General features: G+C 39.7%; 22 protein-coding genes and 1 pseudogene. 20 read left to right on the top strand and 3 right to left on the bottom strand.

Features of this window, described 5'->3' with window-relative positions; genetic code table 11:
• Positions 1–76 precede the first annotated feature (76 nt).
• The 14 genes from NYR53_RS17415 (at position 77) to NYR53_RS17350 (ending at position 16,359) form a co-directional block, all read left to right on the top strand.
• Positions 77–817 carry a LytR/AlgR family response regulator transcription factor gene (locus NYR53_RS17415; protein ID WP_261300527.1) on the top strand — a complete coding sequence of 247 codons (741 nt, stop codon included), beginning with the start codon at positions 77–79 and terminating at the stop codon, positions 815–817.
• Between the two features lies 1 nt (position 818).
• On the top strand, positions 819–2,105 hold the full coding sequence (locus tag NYR53_RS17410) for an ATP-binding protein (RefSeq protein WP_261300526.1): 1,287 nt from the start codon (positions 819–821) through the stop codon (positions 2,103–2,105).
• A 376-nt stretch (positions 2,106–2,481) separates the two neighbouring features.
• Entirely contained in the window at positions 2,482–3,651 is a 1,170-nt protein-coding gene (locus tag NYR53_RS17405) for a serine hydrolase domain-containing protein (RefSeq protein WP_261300525.1), read from the top strand.
• A 376-nt stretch (positions 3,652–4,027) separates the two neighbouring features.
• Positions 4,028–4,585, top strand: coding sequence for a DUF1700 domain-containing protein (locus NYR53_RS17400; protein ID WP_261300524.1), 558 nt, complete (start codon positions 4,028–4,030; stop codon positions 4,583–4,585).
• 1,015 nt (positions 4,586–5,600) lie between these two features.
• Positions 5,601–6,713 (top strand): GerAB/ArcD/ProY family transporter, encoded by a 1,113-nt coding sequence (locus NYR53_RS17395; RefSeq protein WP_261300523.1) that lies wholly within the window; start codon positions 5,601–5,603, stop codon positions 6,711–6,713.
• A 17-nt stretch (positions 6,714–6,730) separates the two neighbouring features.
• Positions 6,731–8,257, top strand: a complete 1,527-nt coding sequence (locus NYR53_RS17390) for a spore germination protein (RefSeq protein WP_261300522.1) — start codon at positions 6,731–6,733, stop codon at positions 8,255–8,257.
• Between the two features lie 13 nt (positions 8,258–8,270).
• Positions 8,271–9,461 carry a Ger(x)C family spore germination protein gene (locus NYR53_RS17385; RefSeq protein ID WP_261300521.1) on the top strand — a complete coding sequence of 397 codons (1,191 nt, stop codon included), beginning with the start codon at positions 8,271–8,273 and terminating at the stop codon, positions 9,459–9,461.
• 165 nt (positions 9,462–9,626) lie between these two features.
• Complete coding sequence (locus tag NYR53_RS17380) at positions 9,627–9,989, top strand: hypothetical protein (RefSeq protein WP_261300520.1); 363 nt, start codon at positions 9,627–9,629, stop codon at positions 9,987–9,989.
• Positions 9,990–10,289: 300 nt separating this feature from the next.
• On the top strand, positions 10,290–10,826 hold the full coding sequence (locus NYR53_RS17375; RefSeq protein WP_261300519.1) for a hypothetical protein: 537 nt from the start codon (positions 10,290–10,292) through the stop codon (positions 10,824–10,826).
• A gap of 224 nt (positions 10,827–11,050) precedes the next feature.
• Entirely contained in the window at positions 11,051–11,311 is a 261-nt protein-coding gene (locus NYR53_RS17370; protein WP_261300518.1) for a hypothetical protein, read from the top strand.
• A gap of 187 nt (positions 11,312–11,498) precedes the next feature.
• A complete protein-coding gene (locus tag NYR53_RS17365) occupies positions 11,499–12,014 on the top strand; it encodes an AAA family ATPase (protein WP_261306413.1) in 516 nt (171 codons plus the stop codon).
• Positions 12,015–12,317: 303 nt separating this feature from the next.
• Entirely contained in the window at positions 12,318–13,352 is a 1,035-nt protein-coding gene (locus NYR53_RS17360; protein WP_261300517.1) for a DUF4303 domain-containing protein, read from the top strand.
• Positions 13,353–13,985: 633 nt separating this feature from the next.
• Entirely contained in the window at positions 13,986–15,320 is a 1,335-nt protein-coding gene (gene ltrA / locus NYR53_RS17355; protein WP_261300466.1) for a group II intron reverse transcriptase/maturase, read from the top strand.
• Between the two features lie 589 nt (positions 15,321–15,909).
• The gene (locus tag NYR53_RS17350) at positions 15,910–16,359 is read left to right on the top strand and encodes a hypothetical protein (RefSeq protein WP_261300516.1); all 450 of its coding nucleotides are present in this window, start codon (positions 15,910–15,912) and stop codon (positions 16,357–16,359) included.
• A 153-nt stretch (positions 16,360–16,512) separates the two neighbouring features.
• Here NYR53_RS17350 and NYR53_RS17345 read toward each other — a convergent pair whose 3' ends face one another.
• Both NYR53_RS17345 and NYR53_RS17340 read right to left on the bottom strand, forming a co-directional pair.
• Positions 16,513–16,656: a hypothetical protein gene (locus tag NYR53_RS17345; RefSeq protein ID WP_261300504.1), complete on the bottom strand. Its 144-nt coding sequence runs from the start codon at positions 16,654–16,656 to the stop codon at positions 16,513–16,515.
• A 174-nt stretch (positions 16,657–16,830) separates the two neighbouring features.
• The gene (locus tag NYR53_RS17340) at positions 16,831–18,096 is read right to left on the bottom strand and encodes an IS110 family RNA-guided transposase (RefSeq protein WP_261300515.1); all 1,266 of its coding nucleotides are present in this window, start codon (positions 18,094–18,096) and stop codon (positions 16,831–16,833) included.
• 327 nt (positions 18,097–18,423) lie between these two features.
• Between NYR53_RS17340 and NYR53_RS17335 the strand changes: the two genes are divergently transcribed.
• Together NYR53_RS17335 and NYR53_RS17330 are read left to right on the top strand one after the other, a co-directional pair.
• Positions 18,424–18,897, top strand: coding sequence for a MarR family transcriptional regulator (locus NYR53_RS17335; protein ID WP_261300514.1), 474 nt, complete (start codon positions 18,424–18,426; stop codon positions 18,895–18,897).
• 155 nt (positions 18,898–19,052) lie between these two features.
• A complete protein-coding gene (locus tag NYR53_RS17330; protein ID WP_261300513.1) occupies positions 19,053–20,288 on the top strand; it encodes an MFS transporter in 1,236 nt (411 codons plus the stop codon).
• Between the two features lie 9 nt (positions 20,289–20,297).
• On the opposite strand, the gene NYR53_RS17325 is transcribed toward NYR53_RS17330, so the two are convergent.
• A complete protein-coding gene (locus tag NYR53_RS17325; RefSeq protein ID WP_261300512.1) occupies positions 20,298–20,495 on the bottom strand; it encodes a hypothetical protein in 198 nt (65 codons plus the stop codon).
• Between the two features lie 348 nt (positions 20,496–20,843).
• Between NYR53_RS17325 and NYR53_RS17320 the strand changes: the two genes are divergently transcribed.
• The 4 genes and pseudogenes from NYR53_RS17320 to NYR53_RS17305 all read left to right on the top strand — a co-directional run bounded on the left by NYR53_RS17320 (position 20,844) and on the right by NYR53_RS17305 (position 25,244).
• On the top strand, positions 20,844–21,257 hold the full coding sequence (locus tag NYR53_RS17320; protein ID WP_261300511.1) for a membrane lipoprotein lipid attachment site-containing protein: 414 nt from the start codon (positions 20,844–20,846) through the stop codon (positions 21,255–21,257).
• A gap of 954 nt (positions 21,258–22,211) precedes the next feature.
• A pseudogene (locus tag NYR53_RS17315) lies at positions 22,212–22,559 on the top strand (hypothetical protein); the annotation flags it as partial.
• A gap of 154 nt (positions 22,560–22,713) precedes the next feature.
• Positions 22,714–23,418 carry a response regulator transcription factor gene (locus tag NYR53_RS17310; RefSeq protein WP_261300510.1) on the top strand — a complete coding sequence of 235 codons (705 nt, stop codon included), beginning with the start codon at positions 22,714–22,716 and terminating at the stop codon, positions 23,416–23,418.
• Positions 23,415–25,244: a sensor histidine kinase gene (locus NYR53_RS17305; RefSeq protein WP_261300509.1), complete on the top strand. Its 1,830-nt coding sequence runs from the start codon at positions 23,415–23,417 to the stop codon at positions 25,242–25,244. Before NYR53_RS17310 ends, NYR53_RS17305 begins: the two co-directional genes overlap by 4 nt.
• Positions 25,245–25,345: the final 101 nt, after the last annotated feature.

Below are 25,345 nucleotides of genomic sequence, written 5' to 3'. Positions count from 1 at the left end.
TACAAGGTCAAAAGGTTGTATCATGCTTATATAGAGTTTTAGAATAAAGGTACTGGAAATGAGAGGTGTATCATTTTTGTATAGAGTGGCTATTTGCGATGATGAGGAAAAACAAAGAGAGCTTGTTAAAAGCATCCTAATTACTTTGTCGATAAAGACAAATATAGATTTTGAAATTGAATTATTCGACTCGGGAGAGCAATTGGTATCCGATTATGAGCGTCATGAAACTCCATTCCATATTTTAATTTTGGATATTGAAATGGGGGGGATGAACGGGATTCAAACAGCCCGAAAAATAAGAGGGTTAAATAACCTGGATGAACAAATTATTTTTCTGACAAGCTATCCTGAATATATGGTTGAAAGTTTTGATGTCATGACATTCCAGTATTTGATAAAACCCATTGCTCCTTCGATCTTGGAGGAGAAAATGATCAAGATATGCCAATACTTTCAAGCACTTGATAAAAAGTTTATGGTTATCAAATCAACCTATGAAGAAATCGTTTTAAAATATGATGACCTCATTAGTATTGAAGCTGCCAAAAGCTTAACTATAAAAAGCAAACTACATTTTACGACCACTAATCAAACATATGAAAGCAAAGGCATCATTTCAGATTATGCTTTGGCCTTGAAAGACTGTAACTTCTTGCAAATCCATCGTTCTATTATTATTAATCTGCTTCATGTGAAGAAATTTGCTAGCGGAGTTGTTCTAATGTCCAATGGGTTGGAATTACCCATAGGTCGTTCTAAAATTAAAGAGGTTAAAGATACTTACACCAAATTTATGATTACGAAGGTCGATTGATATGATTCAAAATAATTTTCCTATTGTCTTTAGCATTGTACTTGTGATGGGCGTTCAAATTAATTTTTTCTTCAACTCGGTGTTTGATAAATCAGCTAAAAAACATAACCGGTTCATTTATTTCATTACGTTTGGGTTGCTTGCTTACCTGTATCTGGTTATTCCCATCTCTCCTATTTTATCATTGATTCTATCCTTGCTCATGATATTTAGTTTTGCACAATCTTATCAAGTAGAAATTAAAGACAAGATCATTTTTTCTATGTTTTACGGTGTTTTAATATCTCTAGTTAATTTTATATCCCTTTATTTTTTTTATACCCTATATTCAGTTGAGTTTAGCTTTGACCCTGTAAATGAACATGATCAATTAGCCTACACGAAAGCTATTTTACTCAGTTGCATGATCATGTTTGCTATCATTCAGATCATACGTCTACTTGCAAAACGTAGAAGTTACTCTTTGCATTATCGTTACTACATATTTTTTTCGGTTATTCCTATAGTAAGTATAAACCAATTGAATATTCTAACTTATAAGGACGCCTATTCTTTCATATCCGTCATTGTATTACTATTTTTAAACGTTATGATTTTCTATATTTTTGATACGGTCATTGATAAATTTCAATTCATGCATGAGAATACACAGTTGCAACATCAGATGGACTATCAGGATGCGAATTACGAAAAAGTCGTTCACAGCTTCAAATCCATTAAAAGAATCATTCATGATACGAATCAGCAGTTTTTGTATATTGAAGAGTGTATTAAGCGAAATGAGTTAACAACTGCTCTGGAACATATTAAGACGACATTAAATAAAGTCGAGGGGGCCTATCAACGGGTTAACACGGGGAATCTGGTTATTGATGCCCTTGTCACAAACATTCTTAATATTGGACAAGCCAATGGCATAAGAATAGATACAAAGATTAACTTATGTTCACAAGTAGTCCATATTGACCGTTATGACTTATGTGTTGTCATTGGAAATATGCTAGATAACGCAATAGAGGCTTCTAAAAAGTTAAAAATCGCAGAAGATAGGTACATTCTGATAAAAATACATGCTACCGAGTCTACCCTTCTCATTCACATCATGAATCATATGGAGAATGAACTTGCCCACTTAAACAGTCAAAAATCAAACCCGGAATTTCATGGTATTGGATTAACGAACATAGCTAGAATCTGCGACAAGTACGGTGGTCATATGACCATTGAAACGAAACATAAAGTATTTAATAATATGGCGCTAATACCATTTTATACCAACAATTCTTAAACAACCTGTTGTTTAGGGATTGTTTTTTGCGTTTCAGGGCGCTTTTCATTCTAACAGCGTTCTTCCTTGTATGATGAATTCAGTAAGTCCATCTAGAAGGAATACGAGGAGGAATTAAAAATGAAGAAGATGGTTTGCAATAACGGTCACCCCTGATTGATTTACCCGCTCTAGGATTTGGATTGCTACCGCCTCAAAAATATGTATATACGGGCAATGGACAAAATCTCCAATCCTCTAAATCGGTCAACTAAAACGGTATGGGAACATAGAAATGAAAAAACTACTACGCTTTGGATGAAAAGATAACTTCAATGATGTATCTGATCAAAGCGCTCTTGGCCAAAATAATATGAATAGAGAAGAGGAATGCCTTATGAAAGTACGTAGTCAAATTACATTTGCAAGTCTGGCCCTTTTAATATCTGGAAGTTCCTTGCTATACACATCGCCAACCTCAATTGTAAAAGCAGAGCCTACTCAAAATGAATCTAGTTCTTTACAAACAAGCACTCAACAAGATCATAATTCCGTCAAGCAAGCTATGCAGGATACATTGCAACTTGGATTCCCGGGGATACTTGCTAAAACTTCTGAGGGTGGAAAAAAGTGGGGTTATGCCACTGGGGTAGCGAATCTGAGCACCAAGAAACCAATGGAAACAGATTATCGCTTTCGCATTGGCAGTGTGACGAAGACGTTCACCGCAACAGTTGTACTTCAATTAGCTGGAGAGAACCTCTTGAATCTAGACGACTCCATCGAAAAATGGCTGCCTGGTCTCATTCAAGAAAACGGATATAATGGTAAACAGATTACAATACGGCAAATATTGAACCATACAAGTGGTATCGCTGAATACTCAAGATCCAAAGACGTAAATTTTATGGATACAAAAAAATCGTATACGGCTGAAGAATTAGTGAAGTTGGGGATTTCTCTGCCCCCAGACTTTGTCCCAGGAAAGGGCTGGTCTTATTCAAACACAGGATACGTAATACTGGGTATTCTTATTGAAAAAGTAACCGGAAACAGCTACGCGGAAGAGATTGAAAATCGGATTATTGAACCGCTGGAATTGTTGGATACATTCCTACCTGGTAATTCAAGCGTTATTCCAGGCACCAAGCATGCCCGGGGATATTCCCAGCCAGACGAAGCAAGTGAGATAAAAGACGTAACTTATTATAATCCAAGTGCAGGTAGCTCAGCTGGAGATATGATTTCTGATGCTGACGATTTAAATAAATTCTTCTCTTACTTGCTCGGTGGCAAATTACTGAAGAAAGAGCAACTAAAACAAATGCTTACTACAGTTCCTGTAGGAATACATGGAATCGAAGGATATGGTCTTGGAATCTCTGAAATTAAGCTTTCAAATGGTGTCTCGATATGGGGACACACAGGTGGCATTCTAGGGTTTTCTACGATTGCTGGAGGTACACTTGGAGGCAATCATACGTTGGTCGTCAGTTTGAACAGTTTGGGTAGAGATAACAGTCCTAATCCTTTTAAAAATATTTTACTTGCTGAATTTAACAAGTAAGCAAAAAGGTAAAACGGAATAAATGGAATAAACGGATAAATTTTGTCATAGCCCCAACTTACTTCTAAAAATAAATTTGGGGCTTTTATGGAATTATGGCGGCAACTTTTTGAACCTTGCTCCCCTCAAAACGCGCCTGGAAAACCCGCGCAATACAAGGGGTCTTGCGCCCCTATTGCGTACATTGTCCGCTGTTTCTGCTTGCGTTCGGCGGTTGTTGGTACTGAATTTACATGAAGTAGTGGAAAGTACAGAGGGCTTGCCCCGAGAAAATATTATACCCTTACAGAAAAAGGAAACGAATACTTAAGCGCGATGTCCTTAGAATGGGATAATTTATTAACAGCTATATCAGAAATTAAAGGGGAGTTAAATTATGGATAAAATTATAAATGACTATTTTATAAAAATTGAAAAGTATTTGAAATCTATGTCCGATTCCGAGCGTATTGACATTTTAAAAGAAATCAAAAGTTTAATGCTTGAATTACAAAATAATGGTGTATCTTCTGAGAAAATCATCGAACGGTTAGGAAACCCAAAAGAATTAGCGAAAGCATACTTAGGTGAAGCCATTTCAAAGAATAGTAAATTTAGTTGGCGTAAATTCGGCGCAATATTTGCATTTTGTAACAACTTTGCAGGCTTCAACGGTATGTTACTTTTGCCTTTCATCAGTACTCTTTCCATTGCTTTAATGATTGGTGGAGTTATTACGCCGATAGGCGGAATTGTTAAATTTGTCGGGTATCTTATGGGATATGATATTGCCGGAATAACAATCGAAATGGGAGCATTTACACCAAGCATAATGCAGTTCTTGCCAATTTCTATTGTGATTGGTGTGTTAATGTTTTGGCTTGGGAAAGTCTTATGGAAGCTTACTATTAAATATATACACGCAACTAGTCAGAAAGAGAAAACATTTTATTAAAAGAACGGGGTGCGGCGATCATTCATAGATCAACGAACGTTTTGAGAGTTATACGGATCAAGTTCGGCAGGGTTGTTGATATTGATGAAGTGTTTACCCTTATAATAAACATTGGAAAAAGCCTGGATTAACCGATGAATTCAAGTTTAAGAACCACTGATCAAAATGAATCAGTGGTTTTTTATTACTGACATACAGGGAAGGTATTCAAAAGGCATCTTATTATTTTTGACAAAAAAAGAGCTGTATATAATATTATTATGAGAGTGACACGAGAGACTTTTAGAACGAACTTATTATTTGATGATCAAAAATACACATTATATAATGTGTAACAATATATTAAAACTTAGACATGGGTGTCGAATGACAAGAATATAGTCCGATTAATATCCGCCAAAATGGCGGCTTTTTTATTTTATCGGAACATATTCTTGTCATTTCTCGATGTCAAGAATATGTTCCGATTGCCGATCTAGGCCAAGAATATAGTCCGATTGCCGACAAGACCCAAATATATACTTTTGGGCATTCAGCTAACGGGCAGGATACTGAGGTGGACTTATCACATAGTATAAGAACTGGACTTATTCATATTTTGCCATTGGAGAACAATGCGGGCATTATCGTAATCTTAAAATAATCATCTTCATCCTTCAGCAACTTGGTTCTTAACGCTAATAGGTGGATTTAATGATCATTATGTTTCAATTCTCACAGACCAAGTCTGATTGTCGAATAAAAATTTTCCAAAATGAACATCATAAACTAAAATGTACCAAAAGGAGTCGTTCCCACTTGGTTTCTTTGACGTTAATATTTGTATTTTTAAGCCTCATTACGGTTTTGGCTCTTTTCGACGCAACCATCTACCAGAAATCTTTGCTTCAATCTTATCTGGAATTGGCAAGCATTCACACGAGCTTCGGGAGGCCCATCCTGCTCCTGCAATTAGTTATAGCATTGGTCGTAAGTCTATTTATGGACATCAAAAAATTTCGATCGGTAAACCGCAATGAATCCAAGTCGTGAGCAAATATCTCTATCGCAACTATTTTTGCTGATGGTTACATTTGAAACAGGCAGCGCCATCATTTTCGGCATCGGCAGCGATGCTAAACAGGACGCATGGATTTCGATCTTACTGTCGTCTGCTGTGGGAGTCGCTCTTCTGCTGATCTACTTCGGGTTTATGCTTCGGCTGCCAGAACGGAATTTCTTTCAAATCATGGAATTTGCCATGGGTAAGCCAATTGCGGCCGTATTTATTTACCTTTATGTTATATATTTCTTCTACATTTGCATACGGGTAGATCGTGACTTAATCGAGATCATGAAAACCACACTCTTGACCCAGATGCCAGTTGAGATCTTGCATCTTTTCTTTTATATCCTTTGTATGTACCTTACAAGCTCGGGGATTCAAATCATTGGTCGGATCGGAGAGTTATTTGCTCCGCTCTTGATGGGTTTTTTATTTCTGATCGGCATTCTTTTAATTGCCGACGGGGACGTCTTGTTTAAAAGACTGTTGCCCGTTATGGGCGAAGGTATCGGACCGATTATTAAAGCTGCGTTCCCGAGCGTGATTACTTTTCCGTTTGGTGAGTTGATCGCATTCACAATGTTCATTCCGTTCGCCTCGCAGTTCTCGAAAGCTCGGCGCGTCGGTGTGTTTGCTATCTTGGCTAGTTCTTTTGTTATAGTTTTCTCTTGTATTATCCAAATCGGCACGATTGGCATAGATGCAAGATCAAGGGCAAATTTCCCATTGCTTAGCGCCGCACGCATTTTAACCATAGGATATTTTATTGAACGTATTGATGCGCTAGCGACATTCATCGTGATGCTGGGCATCGTGATCAAAGTGTCCGTCTTCTTTTACGGCGGACTAAAGGGATTGGAACATTTGACGAACGTACGATATCAATTGTTTGTCATTCCAATTGGGTTGATCCTTTCGGTCTTGTCTGTTGTAGTTTCCCATAATTTTGCCGAACACGTTTATGAAGGCATTAAACTCGTTCCCTATATCCTTCATATTCCGTTTCAAATCGCTTTTCCATGCGTATTATGCGGAATCGTAATGTGGAGAACTAGAAAACGGGTAGCTGCAGGCAATAAATAGTAAGGTGGGACTTTCCGATGAATAATACAGATCAAGCAACGACGAGAAACTCGCTGCTTCCCGAAGGAATGAACAATGCTCCCTTATCGCCCATATTGGAAACGAATCTGGATAATCTCAAAACGGCGTTCGGCAATACCCTTGACATTCGCTTCGACCGGACGCTTGTGGACAGGCAAAGCGCCTTAATATGCTTTCTCGATAGTATGACTAACGCGCAAGAAATCGACACCATCAGACAGCCGTTACTGTCTCCTGCCCATGCATCCCAAGATTTCAATGACTTGGAGCATTTCCGAATGCAGCTGTTTCCGGGATTTTCTTATCTTATCGTAACCGAACTTGAGAAAGCTTTATCATGCCTATTGGACGGATATGCTTTATTATTCTTCGATCAAATTGATAAAGCTCTTGCTCTTTCAATTGTTAATCTCAAGTCCCGAAGCATCGAAGAGCCTACAACGCAAACCATCATCCGTGGTCCGAAAGATTCGTTCACGGAAAATTTGCAAACAAATATTTCCCTTGTCCGGCGCCGGATCAAACATACCGCTCTTCGATTCGAATTTCTACAGCTAGGCAAAGATACGAATACCTCGGTTGTCATGGCTTACATGCAAAATATTGCAAACGAGCACATCGTGGCGGAATTGCGCCTCCGTCTACAGCGGCTGCAAATTGGCGCGTTGATGGATTCGTCTGTTCTCGAAGAATCGCTAAGCGACAATATGTATTCGCCTTTCCCTATGTTTCTTAACACAGAAAGACCTGATACTGCAGCCGGTAGCCTAATCCAAGGGAAGATAGTTGTCATCGTGGATGGAAGCCCGTTTGCGATTATAGCTCCAGCCGTGTTCAACGATTTTTTCCGAAGCCAGGAAGATTATTATCAATCATACCTAATGTCAATGTTCATCCGTTTGATTCGTTTCATTTCGCTTTTTCTTGTTACGATATTGCCAGCGTTTTATTTGGCAGTCACGACCTATCATCAAGAGCTGATACCGTCCTTGTTGTTAATCACGATTGTTTCACAACGGGAATTGGTTCCTTTCCCTACCGTCATCGAAGTACTGCTTATGGAAACCACCTTTGAAATTCTCAGGGAAGCTGGAATACGTATGCCGAGAGCTGTCGGCAATGCGGTGTCCATTGTTGGTACTTTGGTAATCGGACAGGCTGCAGTCGAAGCTGGTATCGTGTCGAGTGTTATGGTCATTATCGTTTCACTTACAGGAATTGCCAGTTTTGTCGTGCCGGTATACTCCATGGCACTTACTCTTCGTTTGCTTCGTTTCATGTTAATCCTATTAAGTGCTGCATTGGGTTTATACGGTATCGGGTTCGGTTTAATTCTCATCATGATTCATTTAGTAAAGCTAAATTCGCTGGGAATTCCTTACTTAACACCATTAGCGCCTTCCTCTCGACGGGATATTATCGGGGTATGGATTCGTCTGCCTTATCCGAAAATGTTCCAAAGAAGCTTCTTCTTAAAAACAAAATCGCCGCTTTACAAAATGAACAAAAAAACAAAAGATTGAGGGGCCTCCAGCAATGAATACGAAACGTTCTCTATTATCGGGAATAGCACTGCTAATCCTATTGTCAGGATGTGCCACAGTTGAATTGAACAATTTATTTGTAGTATTTGGGATGGCATTGGATAAAGGCGAGAACATGAAATGGAAGCTTTCCGTACAAATTATTAATCCGACGGAAATGGGCAAAAAATCAGGGGGAGGTTCTATTCCAGCTATCGTTTATAGTCAGGAAGGGAATTCGGTAGAGGAAATACGCCGCAAAATGAATGCAGGGCTTCCTCGAAAATTGATTTATTCGCATGTTCGAGTATTTGCACTGAACGAGGAAGTGGCCCGCGAGGGCAATCTGGATTTTTTGGATTTTCTGGAAAGAGATTGGGAACTGCGGGACGATTTCAACATGGTCTTAGTTACTCGCGGCACCGCTTTGGAAGTCATCTCTACTCTTATACCGGGAGGTATTTCACCCTCGACCAAATTGTTTCGGCAAAGCGATAATTTTAATAATGATTGGGGAGGAGCTCCGCAAGTCAAGATGAAAGACATGATCGAAGCGTTCACATCTGAAGGAAGGGACCCTGTCATCGAAACGGTTACCGTCCAAGGGAATGTGAAAACAGGCTCGAAAGATGAGAATTTAAAATCCGTTATCATTCGTAATAATGTGATCTTGTCGGGACTAGGCGTGTTTAACAAACAGAAACTTGTCGGACTCCTCAATTTAGATGATACGCGCAACTACTTATGGACACAGAACATGATTAAAAACACTGTAGTGACGGTACCTTGTAAAGACAAAGGGCATTTTGATGTCAGTGTTTATGATTCAGGAACAAAAATAAAGGCGTTTTACAGTGCCGGCACCCCTATCGTAACCGTTAAAGTATTCATCAACGGCATCGTTGAGGGGATTTCATGCAAAGCCGATTTATCCAAGCCTCAAACATTCAAAAAACTGGAACAATTGGCTGAACTTAAATTAAAAGCATCCATAGAGAGTACCATGAAGAAGGTGCAGGTCGAATACGGATCTGATATTTTTGGATTCGGTGAAGATATGTACAGACAAGATACGGCCGCTTTCAAAAAAGTACGTCAAAACTGGAACGAAGAGTTCAAGCGCGCAGTGCTTAAGGCCGACATCTCCATCTATATAAGAAGAACCGGACTAAAGATGAAAAGCTATACGGATGAGATTAAGTAAAACCGAGTTCTCACTGAAGTCGAGTGGAATTATCATGTACCGCTATATGTTAAATCAAAAAAATGATTAAACTAACGGCGAACGTTAGTGCAATGTCGAACTACTACCAGGAGTTGCCAGTGGGCTTCTCATAAGTTGCATGTAGTAAATGCGAAGGTGGAATGTATGACTAAAAAACTGTTTATCTCCTTGTTCGTATCCTGTGTATTGATTCTATTGAGTATCGGGATAGTTTTATTGTCTGCTTTTGGTGTGCCAACAAAAGTACAAAGTTACGAAGATATGAAAAATGCTCAATTTGGATTTCCTATCTCATTTATAAAGCAGGATCTTATAAAATCAGGAATTACAGGATATGAGGGTGGATTTCCAGATCGTTTCGAAATGCAAACAGACTTTCTTGATAATGATATAACCATGGATTTTTCAATGATGAATTTTATCTTCTCCACGGTAATTGTTTTCGGAATGGTACTGCTACTATACATACTATTACGAAAATTCGGGTCAAAATTATGGTATGGCTGACGATATGAAATTAATGAAGTTGATATGATTTAACATGAATCTTAAACACCGAAGAGGTCAGAGGGGCGGCAGTCGTTCATTCCGCTAACGCAAACGATAGCACAATAACAACAGGCTGCCGGCTTACTCGGCAGCCTGTTGAAGTAACGGGCAGGATAGCTTAATGACGAAATAGCATTATAATTATGGGTATTAGAAACCAGACAAGAGGTGTTTTAATGTCCGAATATTCTCAAATACAAACTTATATCAAGAGTAACCCGGAAAAATTTCAAGTGCGTTATAAAGCGATTTGCAGAAGTGTTAGAATCTCTGGGACTGGACTCTAAATACTTCACAACTGAGCAGGAATGGGAACTATTACACACTACGTGGCTTGGTGGTGACGCAGAAGAACAGTTATTCCATAATGATGGGGACCAACTTCGTATTCGACCATATGTGACGGGGTGGACCCCAGAGGTAAGGAAAGAACTCCAAGATACTTGGTTAGAAGTTAGTTTACTATTCTTGACAGTAGAAATTGAAAATCGAATTGGACAGCTAAAAGATGAACACAAATCGCTCATATGGGCAATGATGGAAAAGTTCTCAAAGGAATTTACAGAAAGTGGAGTATATTTCACAAACGAAGCTACGGACGGAAGACCTTGGGAAGCTTTAATATGTGGGGAAAATGAAGACAAATGGGAATTTGATGCAACGATTCTGCCTGAAAATTTGTCTCAAATATATAAGGATTATCCTACTGAAATGTTCATTAATATTAATGAAAAAACAACTTTTGTTGCCAGGAAAGCTATCTGGAGGAGTGCACCTTGGTTGACAATTGATTAACGGGCAGTAGAGTGAAATGAAAAAGACTGAAATTCTGTAAAATGATGGAACTTTAATGAGTGTTGAACGTCTAAATGATATTAGTAACTTACAGGAGGGTGGTTCAATGCAAAATAATCACGAAACGAAACCTAGCCTGAAAGTAAGTAAACAAAACGGCATCCAACGATATTGGCAAACGGTTCCGCAAGTATCTGAAAAATGTTAGGGGGGTGATGATTAAAATGGGGAATATCGAGCAACTCATTATGAATATCATCATGTTTCTTTTTTCCAAGCATAGGCGTTTAGTGTTTACTGCATTCAATCAATCGAAATATTATGATGCTGTAAATAAATTAAAAAGTCATGGCATTTCCTATCGCAGCCGAATAACAAGTCATGACACGGGTACAGTGGGTTCAGGCAGAAATGAAAACAGCCAATACGACATCTACGTCAAAAAGAATGAGGTATATCTCGCGGAGAAGGCTATAAATCGCTAGCGGTTTAATAATAAAAAATGCTGTTGTACGGCAGCATCTCATTGAGCTAACGGGTACGATAGTTCAATCAATAAAGACAGATCGGCCGCCTTTCTAATCTAACAGACAGGTTAGTCAATACTGGAAGGATATTTAAGCAGTTTAAGGAAATAAGGATTAACAACTTTTACAAAAAGCGGTGATCCGTCTGAACAAAAACATTCCGAATAAAATACATATTATTGGCTCAGTGGGTAGCGGTAAAACCACACTTGCAAGAAATTTATCCCGTAAGTACAGTGTTCCTTACTATGAATTAGATAACGTGGTTTGGATAAGGCATGGATCCGAAGATATTAGAAGATCTGACGTAGAAAGAGATCAGTACTTAGAAAATATAATTCGTTCGGACCGATGGATTGTAGAAGGTGCTCATAGCCATGATTGGGTTTTCAAAAGCTTTCAGAATGCTGACTTAATTATTTTCTTGGACACCCCGTATGCGCTAAGAATAATTAGGATTACAAGTAGATTTATCTTGCAAAAACTAGGGATTGAAAAAGCGAACTACAATCCAACATTTAATATTTTCATGAAGATGTTCAAATGGAATGCTGGATTCGAAAAACAAAGTAAACCGATGATCTTGAATATGCTCACTCAGGAAAACATTAAGTCATTGATTTTAAAGGACAACAGAATGATTGACCAATACTTTAAGTAAGTAGAGAACATGTAAGCATTAAATTGGTTTTCATTACTATGCACCGTTGAGCTCTAACGGGACACGATAACAACAGGGAGTAGATTGCCGCAAGCGGCAGCTACTTCCTGTTTTATTGAAGTAAAGGACAGTATACTGCGATCTTGCAGCCCGCAATGGAACAGTCGCACAGACACTAGAAGCTGTCGGTTTGCGTCCCCAAATGTGGTCTTGATGTTGTCGATTTCCTTATTTCCAGTAGGAGATTAGTAAATCAAGTTGTATTTATTAGAGGACGATCAACCAAGAGGGATGTGTTCTGAGATGAGTAGTTCGTATGATGTACATATTGGCAAATTAATCAGTGGGAGACGGGCTTTAGAAGGTGACGGGATCTATCTTCTCTGCACCCCTGATAAGGAAATACTTGAGGTCGGTACTTATGGACCTCATGACGGCATCTTTATCAGCTCCAAAGACATGGAGGATGCGCTATATGATTTCTGCAAATCTGCTTTGGATGATTACATCGCAGAAGGTCACAACAAGGATGTTTACACGTTTTCAATTTTCACAGATTCCTATCACGGTAGCTATGTGATTTACATCAATAATCTGGCAGCCCTAAACCAAACTGTAGATGAAGCCTATATCGATTACCAAAAACGATATCTCGAGAAAGGCTATGACCATTATAACCGAACCCGTGAACAGCTCTACACTGAATTCAAATACGCCGAAGGCGACTACCCCTTTATGTTCGAAGAAATGCCGCAACGTCTACAGAAGTGGTTGAGTATCTTCTACAGCATCAGTGTAGAAGAGCCTAGATCACTACGAATTGAACAATGTATTATTTTTGAAAAGAAAATCGTCGACTCTCAGCTCTTCCTGATTGCAATCGATGTTATCCGTCGCCTACAGGACGATCTCAATCGATTGAATCGGACCGATGACTTCATCGCATACGTATCTGCGGCTGATGGCGTCGGCGGTGACTATTTGACGGACAGCCAGCTGATACGGAGATGTGTGAGTGAAGATCAGCTGTATAAAGCTAGGCCCGAATTAAGGGAGAAGGATTTGGCATTTAATGCAGCTGTAACGGCGGTACAACAGAGGCCTATCAACGATCAAGTCCAACATTGGATATTAGTGATCGAACGGGGAGAATTCGGTGAGGGCAGCATGCGCAGCTTTTGGAAAACTGACTATGAAGCATATGAGCAGTTAGTTACGCTCGGATCTCCAGTTGTCCCTTACATCCAAGAGTATTTGAATGACAATCTCAAGCATGATACCAGACTCATCCTTGAGAAAGTGTTGAAAGATGTGGGGAGCACTCCTAACAGCATTTAATCGTGGTTGCTGTTAAGCATCAGGGAACTATAGTTCAGCACGACATGACGGCAGCCGATACACGATCGGCTGCCGTTGTCCGTTGAAGTAACGGGCAGTGCGCGCCTAGCCAAGCTAGGCACAACTTACTGATGCAAGTTCAGTCGGGGTAAGGTCCAAGCCGCCCCGTAGCTAGCAGGCAGACGTCGGCGAAATCCGGCGGCTGAAGCCCTGTGAAAAGTCGCGCCTCGCGCGATGAAGCAAATCTGCAGGCCGTAATGAAAATGAATCCTACCGCATCGTGAAACTGAACCCGGGAGGGATAAGAGGGAGCCGAGCCACGACTGCCCCGGCGAAGGCCATGGAACGCGCAAAGATCTTGGAATGCAGCGCAAAAGAACCCTCCGGTGTAAAGGGATCGGCATGCAGAGACAGTTGTGTTTGGAACTAGGGAGACCCTCCCCCGCACGAAGTTTTTTTTTTTTCGTAACAAGCAAACCTATAAGCCCCAAAGGTGAAATGGCGAGCTGCGGGAAGGGAGTCGGAGGGGGCCATACTACCAATGATCCGGCGGACAACATAACCCCGGGGAGGGAAGGGCGCCGAAAGGCAATACCCCACTTCGTTTACGGGATATCAAGGAGGTAAGAGCAAGTGAATGCCGAATACACGGCTAACGCCACCAATGAAAACGCTCGACAACTCCAAAATACCCTCTATCTTGCGGCTAAGGAGAACCCAAAGCGTAAGTTTCATGCGCTGTACGACAAAGTATTCCGGAAAGATATCCTGCAAGAAGCATGGAGAAGAGTGAAAACCAATCGTGGAAGTGCCGGCATCGATGGACAATCAATCGAATTCATCGTCCGAGAGATTGGCGAAGAATCCTTCATCGAAGAGATCAGGCAACAGCTAATGAATGGGGAATACCGACCTTCTCCGGTCAAACGGAAAGAGATTCCGAAGCCGGACGGAAAGGCACGTCCCTTGGGTATTCCAACAGTCCGTGACCGGACTGTTCAGATGGCAACCAAACTGGTGATCGAAGGTATATTCGAATCAGATTTTAAAGATTGCTCTTACGGATTTCGCCCCAAACGGTCGGCTCACCACGCTATAAAGAGCATCCGGGAAAGCATCAATTGGGGCGTCATCAACTGGGTGGTCGACGTAGATATAACAGGCTACTTCGATAATATCTCCCACAGCAAGCTGATGAAACTGGTCGAAGAACGCATCTGCGACAGGCGCATTCTAAAGTTAATTAGACAGTGGCTTGAAGCAGGCGTTATGAAGGATGGCGTATGGCACAAAACGGAGATCGGTAGCCCACAAGGCGGTGTAATATCTCCTCTTCTCGCCAACATTTATCTCAACTACCTCGATACGATATGGGAGAAACAATTCTCTCATCTGGGCAAGCTAGTAAGGTATGCAGACGATCTTGTCATTCTATGCCGGTACAAACCGCAGGCACTCGAAGCTATTCATGTACTCAAGGCTATCTTCGGAAAACTAGAGTTGACCATGAACACATCCAAATCAAAGTTAGTATGTCTATGGAAGAATCAGGATGGGTTTGACTTTCTTGGCTTTCACCATAGGAAGATGCCGCATCTCCATAAAAAGGGGGTTATGTATAGACTTCGAAGCTTTCCATCGAAGAAAGCGATGAAGAAGATGCGTACTCGTTTGAACGAAGAAACGGCATCCCGAGGACGGTTAAACTGGCCGTTAAAGCAAATGGTTGGGCTACTGAATCCTATGATCCAAGGGTGGCGTAACTTCTACGCTCATCTGGATGTAGATCGAAGTATGGCAAACCGTTTCCTTGCGAAAGTGGACTGGTACATCCTGAGGAGATTGAGACTGTTCTGGAATAACAAACATAGGAAGCGCAAGCGGAATTGGTCAGAAATGCATATTCTGCTTCAACGTACAGGACTGAAAACATTATGCACTTGGGTAAAACCGTACTGCCCTGGATGAAGAACGTCGGAAAGCCGTATGCGGGAAAACTGCATGTACGGTTTGATGAGGAGGGGCTGGGATCTCCAGCCCTTTACTCTACTTAGTGACATAGCATGCGTGTAAGAAAGTTATAAAATGGAAACTTTTCACTTGTTCCCTTCGTCTTATTTCTAGGATTAAATGTTGGGAGAGTAATAGGGGATGGCTATGAGAAGAGTTTCATACTTTTTCTTTTTTATAATCGGAACGGCTCTGATTCTTATTGGAGCATTACCATCTGTCTTTGCTTATCCATACAGCGATGGACCCAATTCAGGACCATCAAACACATGGGAACTAGCTCTAATGATTTCTTACGAGGGATGGATATGGTTCTTGATTATTGGGCTTGCCTTATCAATTTTTTCACTTCTTAAAATAAGAAGGCAATAACAGAAGCATCTGTTTAATGATTAAATACATTATTGCACTAACAAGAGAACGAGAGCACAATATTGAAGAAGGCGTTTATTAGGAAACAACAACGATGCAAAACGATTTCATAATCTAATGTATGGTGGTGGCTAATCTGCGAATTTGGGTATATTTTATTTTTTTAACTATCTGTGTGCTTGGAATTACAACGACTACTGAAGCAACAAGTTATCCTTCTGATAGAGTGTTGTGGAACGACAACATATATGACACTTTGAAAGAAATAATTCCCATGGATAGAATTGGGCAACAAATCGGCGAAGTAAAACGCAACGTTAATCCAATGCCGAAAAAAAACGGAGATTCTAATACTATTCCTGTTGGAACAAAATTATTTGAGATAAAAGGGATTAGTACGAAAGAAGCGATTGCTGTTCAAAGAGGTGGAGAATATAACAAAGCGTTAAATCATGGGGAATTTAAAAGTGATGAAACTTCTTTAACAATGTGGTATTTAAAATTTCTACTTACGTTTTTTGTTATTCTAGGTTTGGTTTTTTTATGTTTCGTTGGTTTCGTAAAAGTAAATAAAAGTGTAGTTCTATACACCACTCCATTGTTAGTAGTGGTCCTATCTTTATAAACTGATGTCTTACGTTCAAATTGTACTTTGTGTTTAAATACATTACGGTGAACCGTACCATAGATGACAAGTCAAGTCAGGTGAGGTCATTACGCTCCCTCGGTATGATTTGATTTCCTCACGCAAGCTCGTCTATTCGCAGGATTTCATCCTTTAGATATCAATGATGAATGAAAGATAGCGAGACATATTAGGATGTGTCGTTAAAAAGGCATGCGGGAACAGAGGTGGAGTTGAATCACCCAATTCATTCCAAATGCTGCACGTATTCTCCACGATGCCCTTAGCGATTTTCACTCCCATGTCTCAACGGGTCAAGCGCCCTATCATTCCTTCGTTACATCTATCTAAGGGGTGGAGGTCGGTCTTTCTAACGGAACAGGTCAGAGCCTTTTTGCGTAATGTATCCCGATACTCCGTGCTTTCTTTGTCTCCTGCGAATACGCCAACTTGCGTGAGATAAGGTTTATTTTAAGCTGCTAATACAAAGATTTTATCGCGGTTGTAAGCTTCATCACTACGAGCCATTCCTACTAAGAGTCGAGCTAGCTTTCCACATAGCTTCATGATAGACTTCATCTTTTTAAGCTTTTTCACCTGAACATTGTAGTGGTGTATGGCTTTAAATTCTTGGTTACTCATGACCATGCACATCGTAATTAAATAAAGAAAGTGACGCAGACGTGGACGACCTCGTTTGCTGAGCTTCAGTTGTCCCTTCCATTTCCCAGAGCTTGCTTCGGTTATATTAAGTCCTGCGTGACGGAGTAGAGCGTTCCCGTGCGCATAACCTCTAAGATCCCCAGACTCTCCTAAAACACCAGCTAGAGCAATTGGACTTATTCCAGTAATGGCAAGCATTTTTCCTGAATAGGGGATACGTTCAACAACGTCTTTGGCTTCTTTTTCTATCCTCTGCAGTTGTTTAGTGGCTAAGTCATGCTCCTCAAGGAGCTGCTCTAGATGGAGTTTGTAAGCATGTGTTGCCTGCTTAGATCCAATAGTTTTCTTGGCAAGATCGATGAGTAGATGAGCTCTACGCACACCAGAATGCCGCTTCATTGATTTCTGCCATCCTTTAATTACATCGTCAGGACTTAGTTTACATAGCTCAGCCGGGAGCGGAAAAAGCCGAAGGGTTAACAATGCACCCTTGCAAGTTAAGATTTTAAAGACTTGTCTCAGTTCAGGGAAGACAATGTCGACCCAGCGGTGGATCTGGTTAACGGCACTTACGAGTCGTTTAACGACCGTTTCTCGGTTAGCCATAAGCACTCGCAGCTCCGCGTATTCGGAAGAATGGAAGCGGACAGGGGAGTAGTAGCCGTTTTTCACCATGTCGGCAATAACTAAAGCATCTTTTTTGTCGCTTTTAGAGCGTGTATTGTCGCGGTTTTCTTTATTCTTTTTAACTAGGTGAGGATTAACAAGTACGGCTTCAATGGCTTTGTTTTTGAGCCACCCGGCAAGGCTTAGCCAGTAATGGCCAGTGGGTTCCATACCAACGATAACTTGAGATAATTTAAATGAAGCTAACAAGTCGCGAATCCAACGGTCGAGGGACTTGAATCCATCCTCGTCATTACTAAACACTAAAGGATTACCGAGAGCGACACCTCGAAAGTTAACCGCTCTGGCAACATGGGCCTCCTGAGCAATGTCTACACCAACAACAATATGATTAAAGGTAATGTTTTCAATGAGTTGATTTTGCTTATCTTGTGATTTAAACTTCATAGTAGAGCGTCCTCCTGGATGATGGAATTAAAGGGCTTTTGACCCGTAGCGTACTTCCATCGTACAGAGGTGCTCCTTTTTTTACAAAGCTGAAATTTATCCATCTACAGGAATCTAACGGAGTACGATAGTTCCATAAAAAACAGAAAGCAGGCTACCGTTATTAATACGGTAGCCTGTTGAAGTAACGGCAGAATTCATCAATAAAAGATGATAAAATAAAGAAGGGAAAGATACGAACAGAATATACCGAGGAACAAGGTCAATTCCATTTTAAAAATAATTTTTTTAATATTGTTAATGCACCAACGGGTGGGAGGACAGGCCATGAACAAAGAAGAACAGGTCATAATGGGTTTCAGGGACTTATATAACAAGATGGTTTGGCTTAATAAGGATAAGATGGAAGACAGTCTTAAGGGTTATAAGTCTTCGGAAGTACATTGCATTGAATACATTGAAAGAAATGTAGATTCCAACGTGACAAATCTTGCGGAGTCCTTTTATATGACTCGCGGTGCCATAAGTAAAATAACTAAGAAGCTCATAAAAAAAGGCCTTATCGAAAGCTACCAGAAGTCGGATAACAAGAAAGAAATCTATTTTAGGCTTACTGAGCAAGGGAAAGTAATTTATAAAATCCATGAGGATCTGCACAAAGAGTTTCAAGAGCGGGATAAAGCCGTATTTGAGCAGGTAACTGAGGAGCAATTTGACAGTATGCTTAGCTTCATGGAAAAGTATAGTAGGCACTTGGATACAGAAATAAAGAAACTGGGTATAGATATGAAGTCGGAATAAATTTAAATAATGAAAATGAAACCACAGGCAGCCGGGTTCTAGTGAGAACGGGCTGCATTTTTATTGCTATTAATTTGTTGACAAGGAAACAAAAATTCGGTACGATAAATTTGTTTCCAAGGAATCAAAATTATAGCTTTTGAGGTGAGAATTAAATGTCCATATTTAGATCATACAATGAACAGAACACAGAACAAGCCGTAGATAAACACGCTTTAATATTCGGTTTTATCTCCGTGTTTCTTTGCGGTATAGGCTTCAGTATCATATCACCTGTCGTCCCATTCTTAGTGCAGCCTTTTACAAGCATTCCGGGAGAACAAGCTATAGTTGTTACGCTGCTGACCTCTGTTTATGCAGTCTGCGTGTTTTTTGCTGCCCCCGTACTTGGAGCTTTGAGCGACAAATATGGCCGTCGTCCATTGCTCTTAGTATGCCTTTTGGGTTCCGCAATCGGGTACTTCGTTTTTGGCATAGGAGGAGCTCTATGGGTCCTATTTGCTGGGCGCATAATAGAAGGTATAACAGGCGGGAGCATAAGCACTATCTTCGCATATTTTGCAGACATTATTCCTCCAGAACAGAGAACCAAATACTTTGGATGGGTGAGTGCGGTTGTAGGTGTAGGCACCGTCATTGGCCCAGCTCTAGGCGGATTAATTGCCAAGTTTGGTTATTCTGCACCCATGTATTTTGGAGCAATAATAACTTTTTTGAATGTTGTTTATGGAATCTTATATATGCCTGAGAGTCTTGACAAGAATAATAGACTGAAAGAGATTACCTTTGTAAGGCTGAATCCATTTACACAGCTTGCAAACGTACTTTCCATGAAAAACTTAAAAAGGCTACTTGTCTCAGCGTTCTTACTTTGGATTCCCAACGGATCTTTACAGGCAGTTTTTTCACAATTTACAATGGATACTTTCAGTTGGAAGCCTGCAATAATCGGACTTATGTTTTCAATTATGGGCTTCCAAGACATCATTTCACAGGGTTTCATAATGCCAAAGCTTTTGATAAAACTTAGTGATAAACAGATAGCAATTCTTGGAATGGTTTCGGAGATTATAGGCTACAGTCTTATTGCGCTATCTGCTTTGTTCTCATTTTATCCTCTTTTTATCGCTGGAATGTTTATATTTGGTTTTGGTGATTCGATCTTTGGGCCTTCATTCAATGGGATGCTCTCCAAGTCTGTCGATTCTAGTGAACAAGGAAGGATTCAAGGAGGTAGCCAATCTATTCAGGCTTTAGCAAGAATGATTGGGCCTATCATCGGAGGTCAAATCTATGTATCACTTGGTCATGCCGCACCCGCTTTTATGGGTATAATCCTTATAGTAGCGGCAATACCAGTTTTATATAAGAGAACGCATGTAAATATGTAAATACTTACTTTACATTGAATGACAATGCAATAGAGCAAAATGTAAAAACAACCTGCCCTGTGGTAAATAAAAAAAACGCATTTTTTGCAGATAGCTTGTTGCGGCAATTTTAGCGGCAAGACCAATCGGCGGTTTTGAAAATAACAAATCAAAGCCGACGTTTTCCTTTGAAAGAAAGGATTTATGAGGGAGTAATAAATGCGCCATTTTTTAAGGATACGGTGGCAATAGGTTGCGGTTCCATAATCTATTTAAAAAACCTCTGGCAGGGTGTTGTATCAGAGGTTTTTTTGCTGTTTATTCCGACGACAACTTAAAAAGGACGGCTGCCGCCTTAAAAAATAAGGGTAGAACAATTTAATCTTATTTTTTCGTGGGCGAAAAGAACCTCATCTCATTCCCACAGACCACTAATGTTCAGTCCTGCGGATTAAGAGGGACGGGCAGTAGAGTGGAATAACCAAGATGGAAATTATGTAAAATGTTGGAACTTTTGTGAATGCTGAACGTCTAATGTTTAGTAGTTAATTAGTTAATAAGAAAAGGGGTAATTTCATGAGAAAATTTATTTTCGTTGCGGTTTTAAGCATGTTTTTGCTGAGTGCATGTTCATCTCAACAAAAGTATACTTCCGTAAATGAAGCCGTGAAGTCCATCGAACATAACATTAGTCAAATAGAATCAACTGTCGAAACTCATCTTGATGGCATTCAACCTATTAGCTATGAACTGGTTAACAACGAATTCATAAGGGTTTATGATTTTGGCTCGAAAGAAAAACGAGACCTTGGAAATAAACATTTCGAAGAGAAAATACAGCTTCTCAGTTCCCACGCACCAATCGTTTATCAGTCAGGTAATTATTTAGTTCTTTATTACAGCAATGTTAACTCAACAAGTCGAACCCCTAAGTTGACCGAAACGAAATACGGAGAAAAAATACAAAAAGCACTAAATATCATAGAATAGAGGATTGAACTAACGGATACGATAGTTGAATAACACACATTAGATGAGCAGGCACTGCGGTGGCCTGCTCATTTTATTAATCTAGCTGGCAGGGTAGCTTAATAACAAAGGAGAAATTGATTGATAACATCATAAAAGCGAGGACCCCGCGAATTATATCGCAGAGTCCTCTTATAGTGGGAAGCGGTTTATTTCAAAAATGCACTTCTAATGCTAAGTCTTACTCAAAAAGTATCGAAGCAGAAATCTCGATCTTTTTATCCTTCTTAGTGTTTTCATGGTGAATCAACAACCTTTCGAAAACTAAAATTGAATTCTGTTTTTCGCTGGTTTTTAATACCACTTCCCACTTATCGTATGTTTACCCTTTTCCTAATATTTTGAATCAATAAGGGTAATATGGCTCTCAGAAAATAAAGTTTTAGATTGACTTGCTTGATTAAGCTAAACCGAGGGAAGGTGAACGTTAGTTCAATAAAACAGCGACAGTCTAGGACATTATTTTCTCGTCCTTAGGCTGTCGCTGTTCAATTTCCAGGCTCAAATTTATGGAGACTGACGATATGGCAATTCGAAAAGCCGCGTGGAATAAAGTCAACCAGTCTAACTTTATTTTCTGCCAACAAACCCTGCGGGCTTTTTGCATATTAAAACGAATAAAATCTCAATTTCATCTTTATATAATCTTCACCTCATCTTGACATGTACGCATTATATTAATACCTGTAAGAGCAAATAAAACAATGAAAAGAGGTTACTAACATGGTAAAGAATAAAAAAAAGTTATTCACTGTACTTGGTATTTCTGCAGTACTGTTGGTGGGAGCTGCTAGTGCATATGCGTCAAATGCAACCAATGCAAGCCCAAAACAAGTAAATGAGGTAGTACCCGTACAAACAACGGACAAAGTACCCACTCCTCAAGAAATTGAATCCGTATTAAAAGGTGAACCAACACCAGCAACAATTAAAGTAGAAGGTTTATTTTCCAAAGATGGTAAGCCTGATTATACGGCAGATTTTTTTCTAAACGATGAAAAATTAATTTCGTTATTAAAAATGAGCGCACAAGAATTAAAACAAGAATTAGCAACAGGGAAGTCTGTCGTTGAGATTGCTGAGTCTAGAAATGTTTCAAAACAACAACTGATTGATGCTATTGCAAAAACACAGGTTGACGCACAAATTCAAGCCGAAAATAAAGGCGAAGTTCCTAAAAGCAATAGTTCAATGGAGAAAGATGTTCAAAGAAAAGTGGTACAAGTCATCGAGCATAAAACTGAAACCGCATGGAGTAAATAAATCAACCGACCACGTGTTAGTTCAACAAAGAAAGGAACAGTTATGCCGACGGAGGCAGCTGTTCCTTTTTAATTATCTTTACATAATCTTTATTTGGCTATGTTACAACTAAGTAGGTAAGAATGGTATTGAAAAGCAACGTAGGAGCAATCATATGCAAAAAACAATTTTAATTGTAGAAGATGAAGATATTTTGCGTGAAATTATTAAAGATTATCTCATGAATGAAGGCTATCTCGTATTAGAAGCGGCCGATGGGAAAGAGGCTTTATTATTATTTCAAGCACATGACGTTCATTTAATTATGCTGGATATCATGTTGCCAGAGCTTGATGGTTGGTCTGTTTGCAGAAGAATAAGAAAATCTTCGAATGTCCCGATCATTATGTTGACTGCAAGAGTGGATGAAGATGACACATTATTAGGATTTGAGCTAGGGGCAGATGATTATGTAACAAAACCCTACAGTCCAGCTGTTTTATTAGCCAGGGCTAAACGACTGATCGATAGCAGGAATAGGGAAGAACGACAAACGGAATCCCCCATGTCTCACGCTAGCAGCGATACCTTATCTATAAATGGGATTCAGATGAATCTATCTTCACAAACGTTGACTGTAGAAGGGGAACAAGTCCACCTGACATATACAGAATTCCAAATCTTAGCCTATCTCATGCAAAATAAAGGCATCGTCATTTCGAGAGATCAGCTCATTTCGAAAATTTGGGGCTATGAATACGAGGGAGATGATCGTACATTGAATACTCATATCCGTAACCTAAGAAGTAAGCTGGGAGATAAATCGAAGCTGATTACGACGATTGTGAGGACAGGCTATAAGTTCGAGGGTAACGCATGAGAGCGAGTATTGTATTTAAACTATTTTTGCTGACCACCCTGTTATGCCTATTCCTATTAACCACGATTTATCTAGGACAAACGATATTTTTCAAGCAATACTACGCAAACAGAAAAGTAAATGACATTCAGACGAATATCCAAACCTTTAAAGAAAATTATTTAAAAAGTAGCGGGGATGTACTTTCCATTCAGAAGTTGGAACAGGATTTTTATAGGCAAAATAATGCATGGATTACGACATTAGATAGCTTTGGAAACTTAAATAATGTGAATGATTTCTATGTGGAAGTCAAGATGGATACAGCTAAATCTAAATCTAACGCGGAATTCTCTGGAAAAACGATGACCTTTCCGCTTTATCATATGGTGAACATCAATGAGATTTTAACAAGCACCCCAAGTCAAGCGAAATCCCTTCTGACCTCGAAAGCACGTGTTGCTATTGCAGCGTATAAAGAGGATCTGGCGTTAATTCCATATCGTATGCAATTGGTTGAAAAAGGAAATATAATGTGGGAAAATGAGAAAATTTCCAAAAAGATATACGATCTTCAAATTGATATTAAATATAATAAGTCAGAGAAACCCGTACTCCCTGAGATTTTACTCAACGGTTCGATTACCAAAGTACAATTCCCAACAGGGAATGAATCCTCAAGTTTTATTTACACCAATAGCTTGTTTATGGACAGATTGAAGGATTTTCAAACGAATTTAATATTCAATGATACGAAAATCAGCTATGCTTCCTTGCAAATCCTTGATTTTACGCAAAATGACGTGAAGTACAAAGTGTTCATCGACCCGTTCAAAGATCAAGAGGGAACAATACGTTATATTTTCTCCATGGCTTCGCTACAACCCGTTGATGAAGCGGTGCAGATGCTTCAAGATTATTATGTGTACTTGATTGGGCTAGTTATGCTTCTTATTGTTCTTGCTGCTTGGTATTATTCTAGAAAGATCGCGAACCCCTTGCTGCAAATCAATAGGACGACTAAGCGGATGGCAAGTTTAGATTTTTCGGAAACGATTGCCATTCGATCGAATGATGAAATCGGCGACTTGTCTCAAAGTATTAATTCTCTTTCCCAATCTTTGCACGCCTATATCGAGCAGTTGCAGATGGACATTGAGAAAGAAAAGCAATTGGAAAATACGCGAAGAGAATTTATTTCAGGGGTATCCCACGAGCTAAAGACGCCTCTCAGCATTGTGAAAAGTTGCATTTCGATTCTGAAGGATGGCGTTGCTACACATAAAAAAGATTATTATTTCAATGCCATGGATAAAGAAGTGGATAAGATGAATCTGTTGATTGAGGATATGCTTGAGTTGGCTAAGTTTGAATCAGGCACCTATACAATGAAGATGGAAACGTTTAATATCGATAAGCTTATTGAGGATATTTGTGAAAAACTATCCGTGGAGTTCAGCTCGAAACAACTTCATGTGCATACCGAGCTTGCAACCGTTGCAGTCCTGGCGAATCAACATCGGATCGAGCAAGTCCTTACAAATTTTCTAACCAATGCGATTCGCTATACGCCAGAGAAAGAGCAGATTTTCATTTCGATAAAGGAAGAACTAGATGAGGTTAAGGTATGTATTGAAAACAAGGGGGCTCACATTCCAGCAGATCAGCTAGATAAAATATGGGACCGCTTTTATCGAGGAGATACGGCACGCCACCGCTCACAAGGCGGCACAGGTTTAGGGCTTGCTATATCGAAAAATATTTTGGAGTTACATCGTATGCCATACGGCGCGGCGAACACAGAAGACGGGGTTTTGTTTTTCTTCTGGTTAAAGAAACAAGTTTAAACAGTTAATAACCACTTTTCATGACATGCTTTTTAACGTATGGAAAAGTGGTTTTTTTTCGTGTAATCTTCACCTCATCTTTATTTCGGCTCCGCTTTATC

Source organism: Paenibacillus andongensis (assembly GCF_025369935.1).
Lineage (GTDB): Bacteria > Bacillota > Bacilli > Paenibacillales > NBRC-103111 > Paenibacillus_E > Paenibacillus_E andongensis.
Note: the sequence above shows the minus strand (reverse complement) of the source record. Positions and strands in the feature narration are given on the sequence as shown.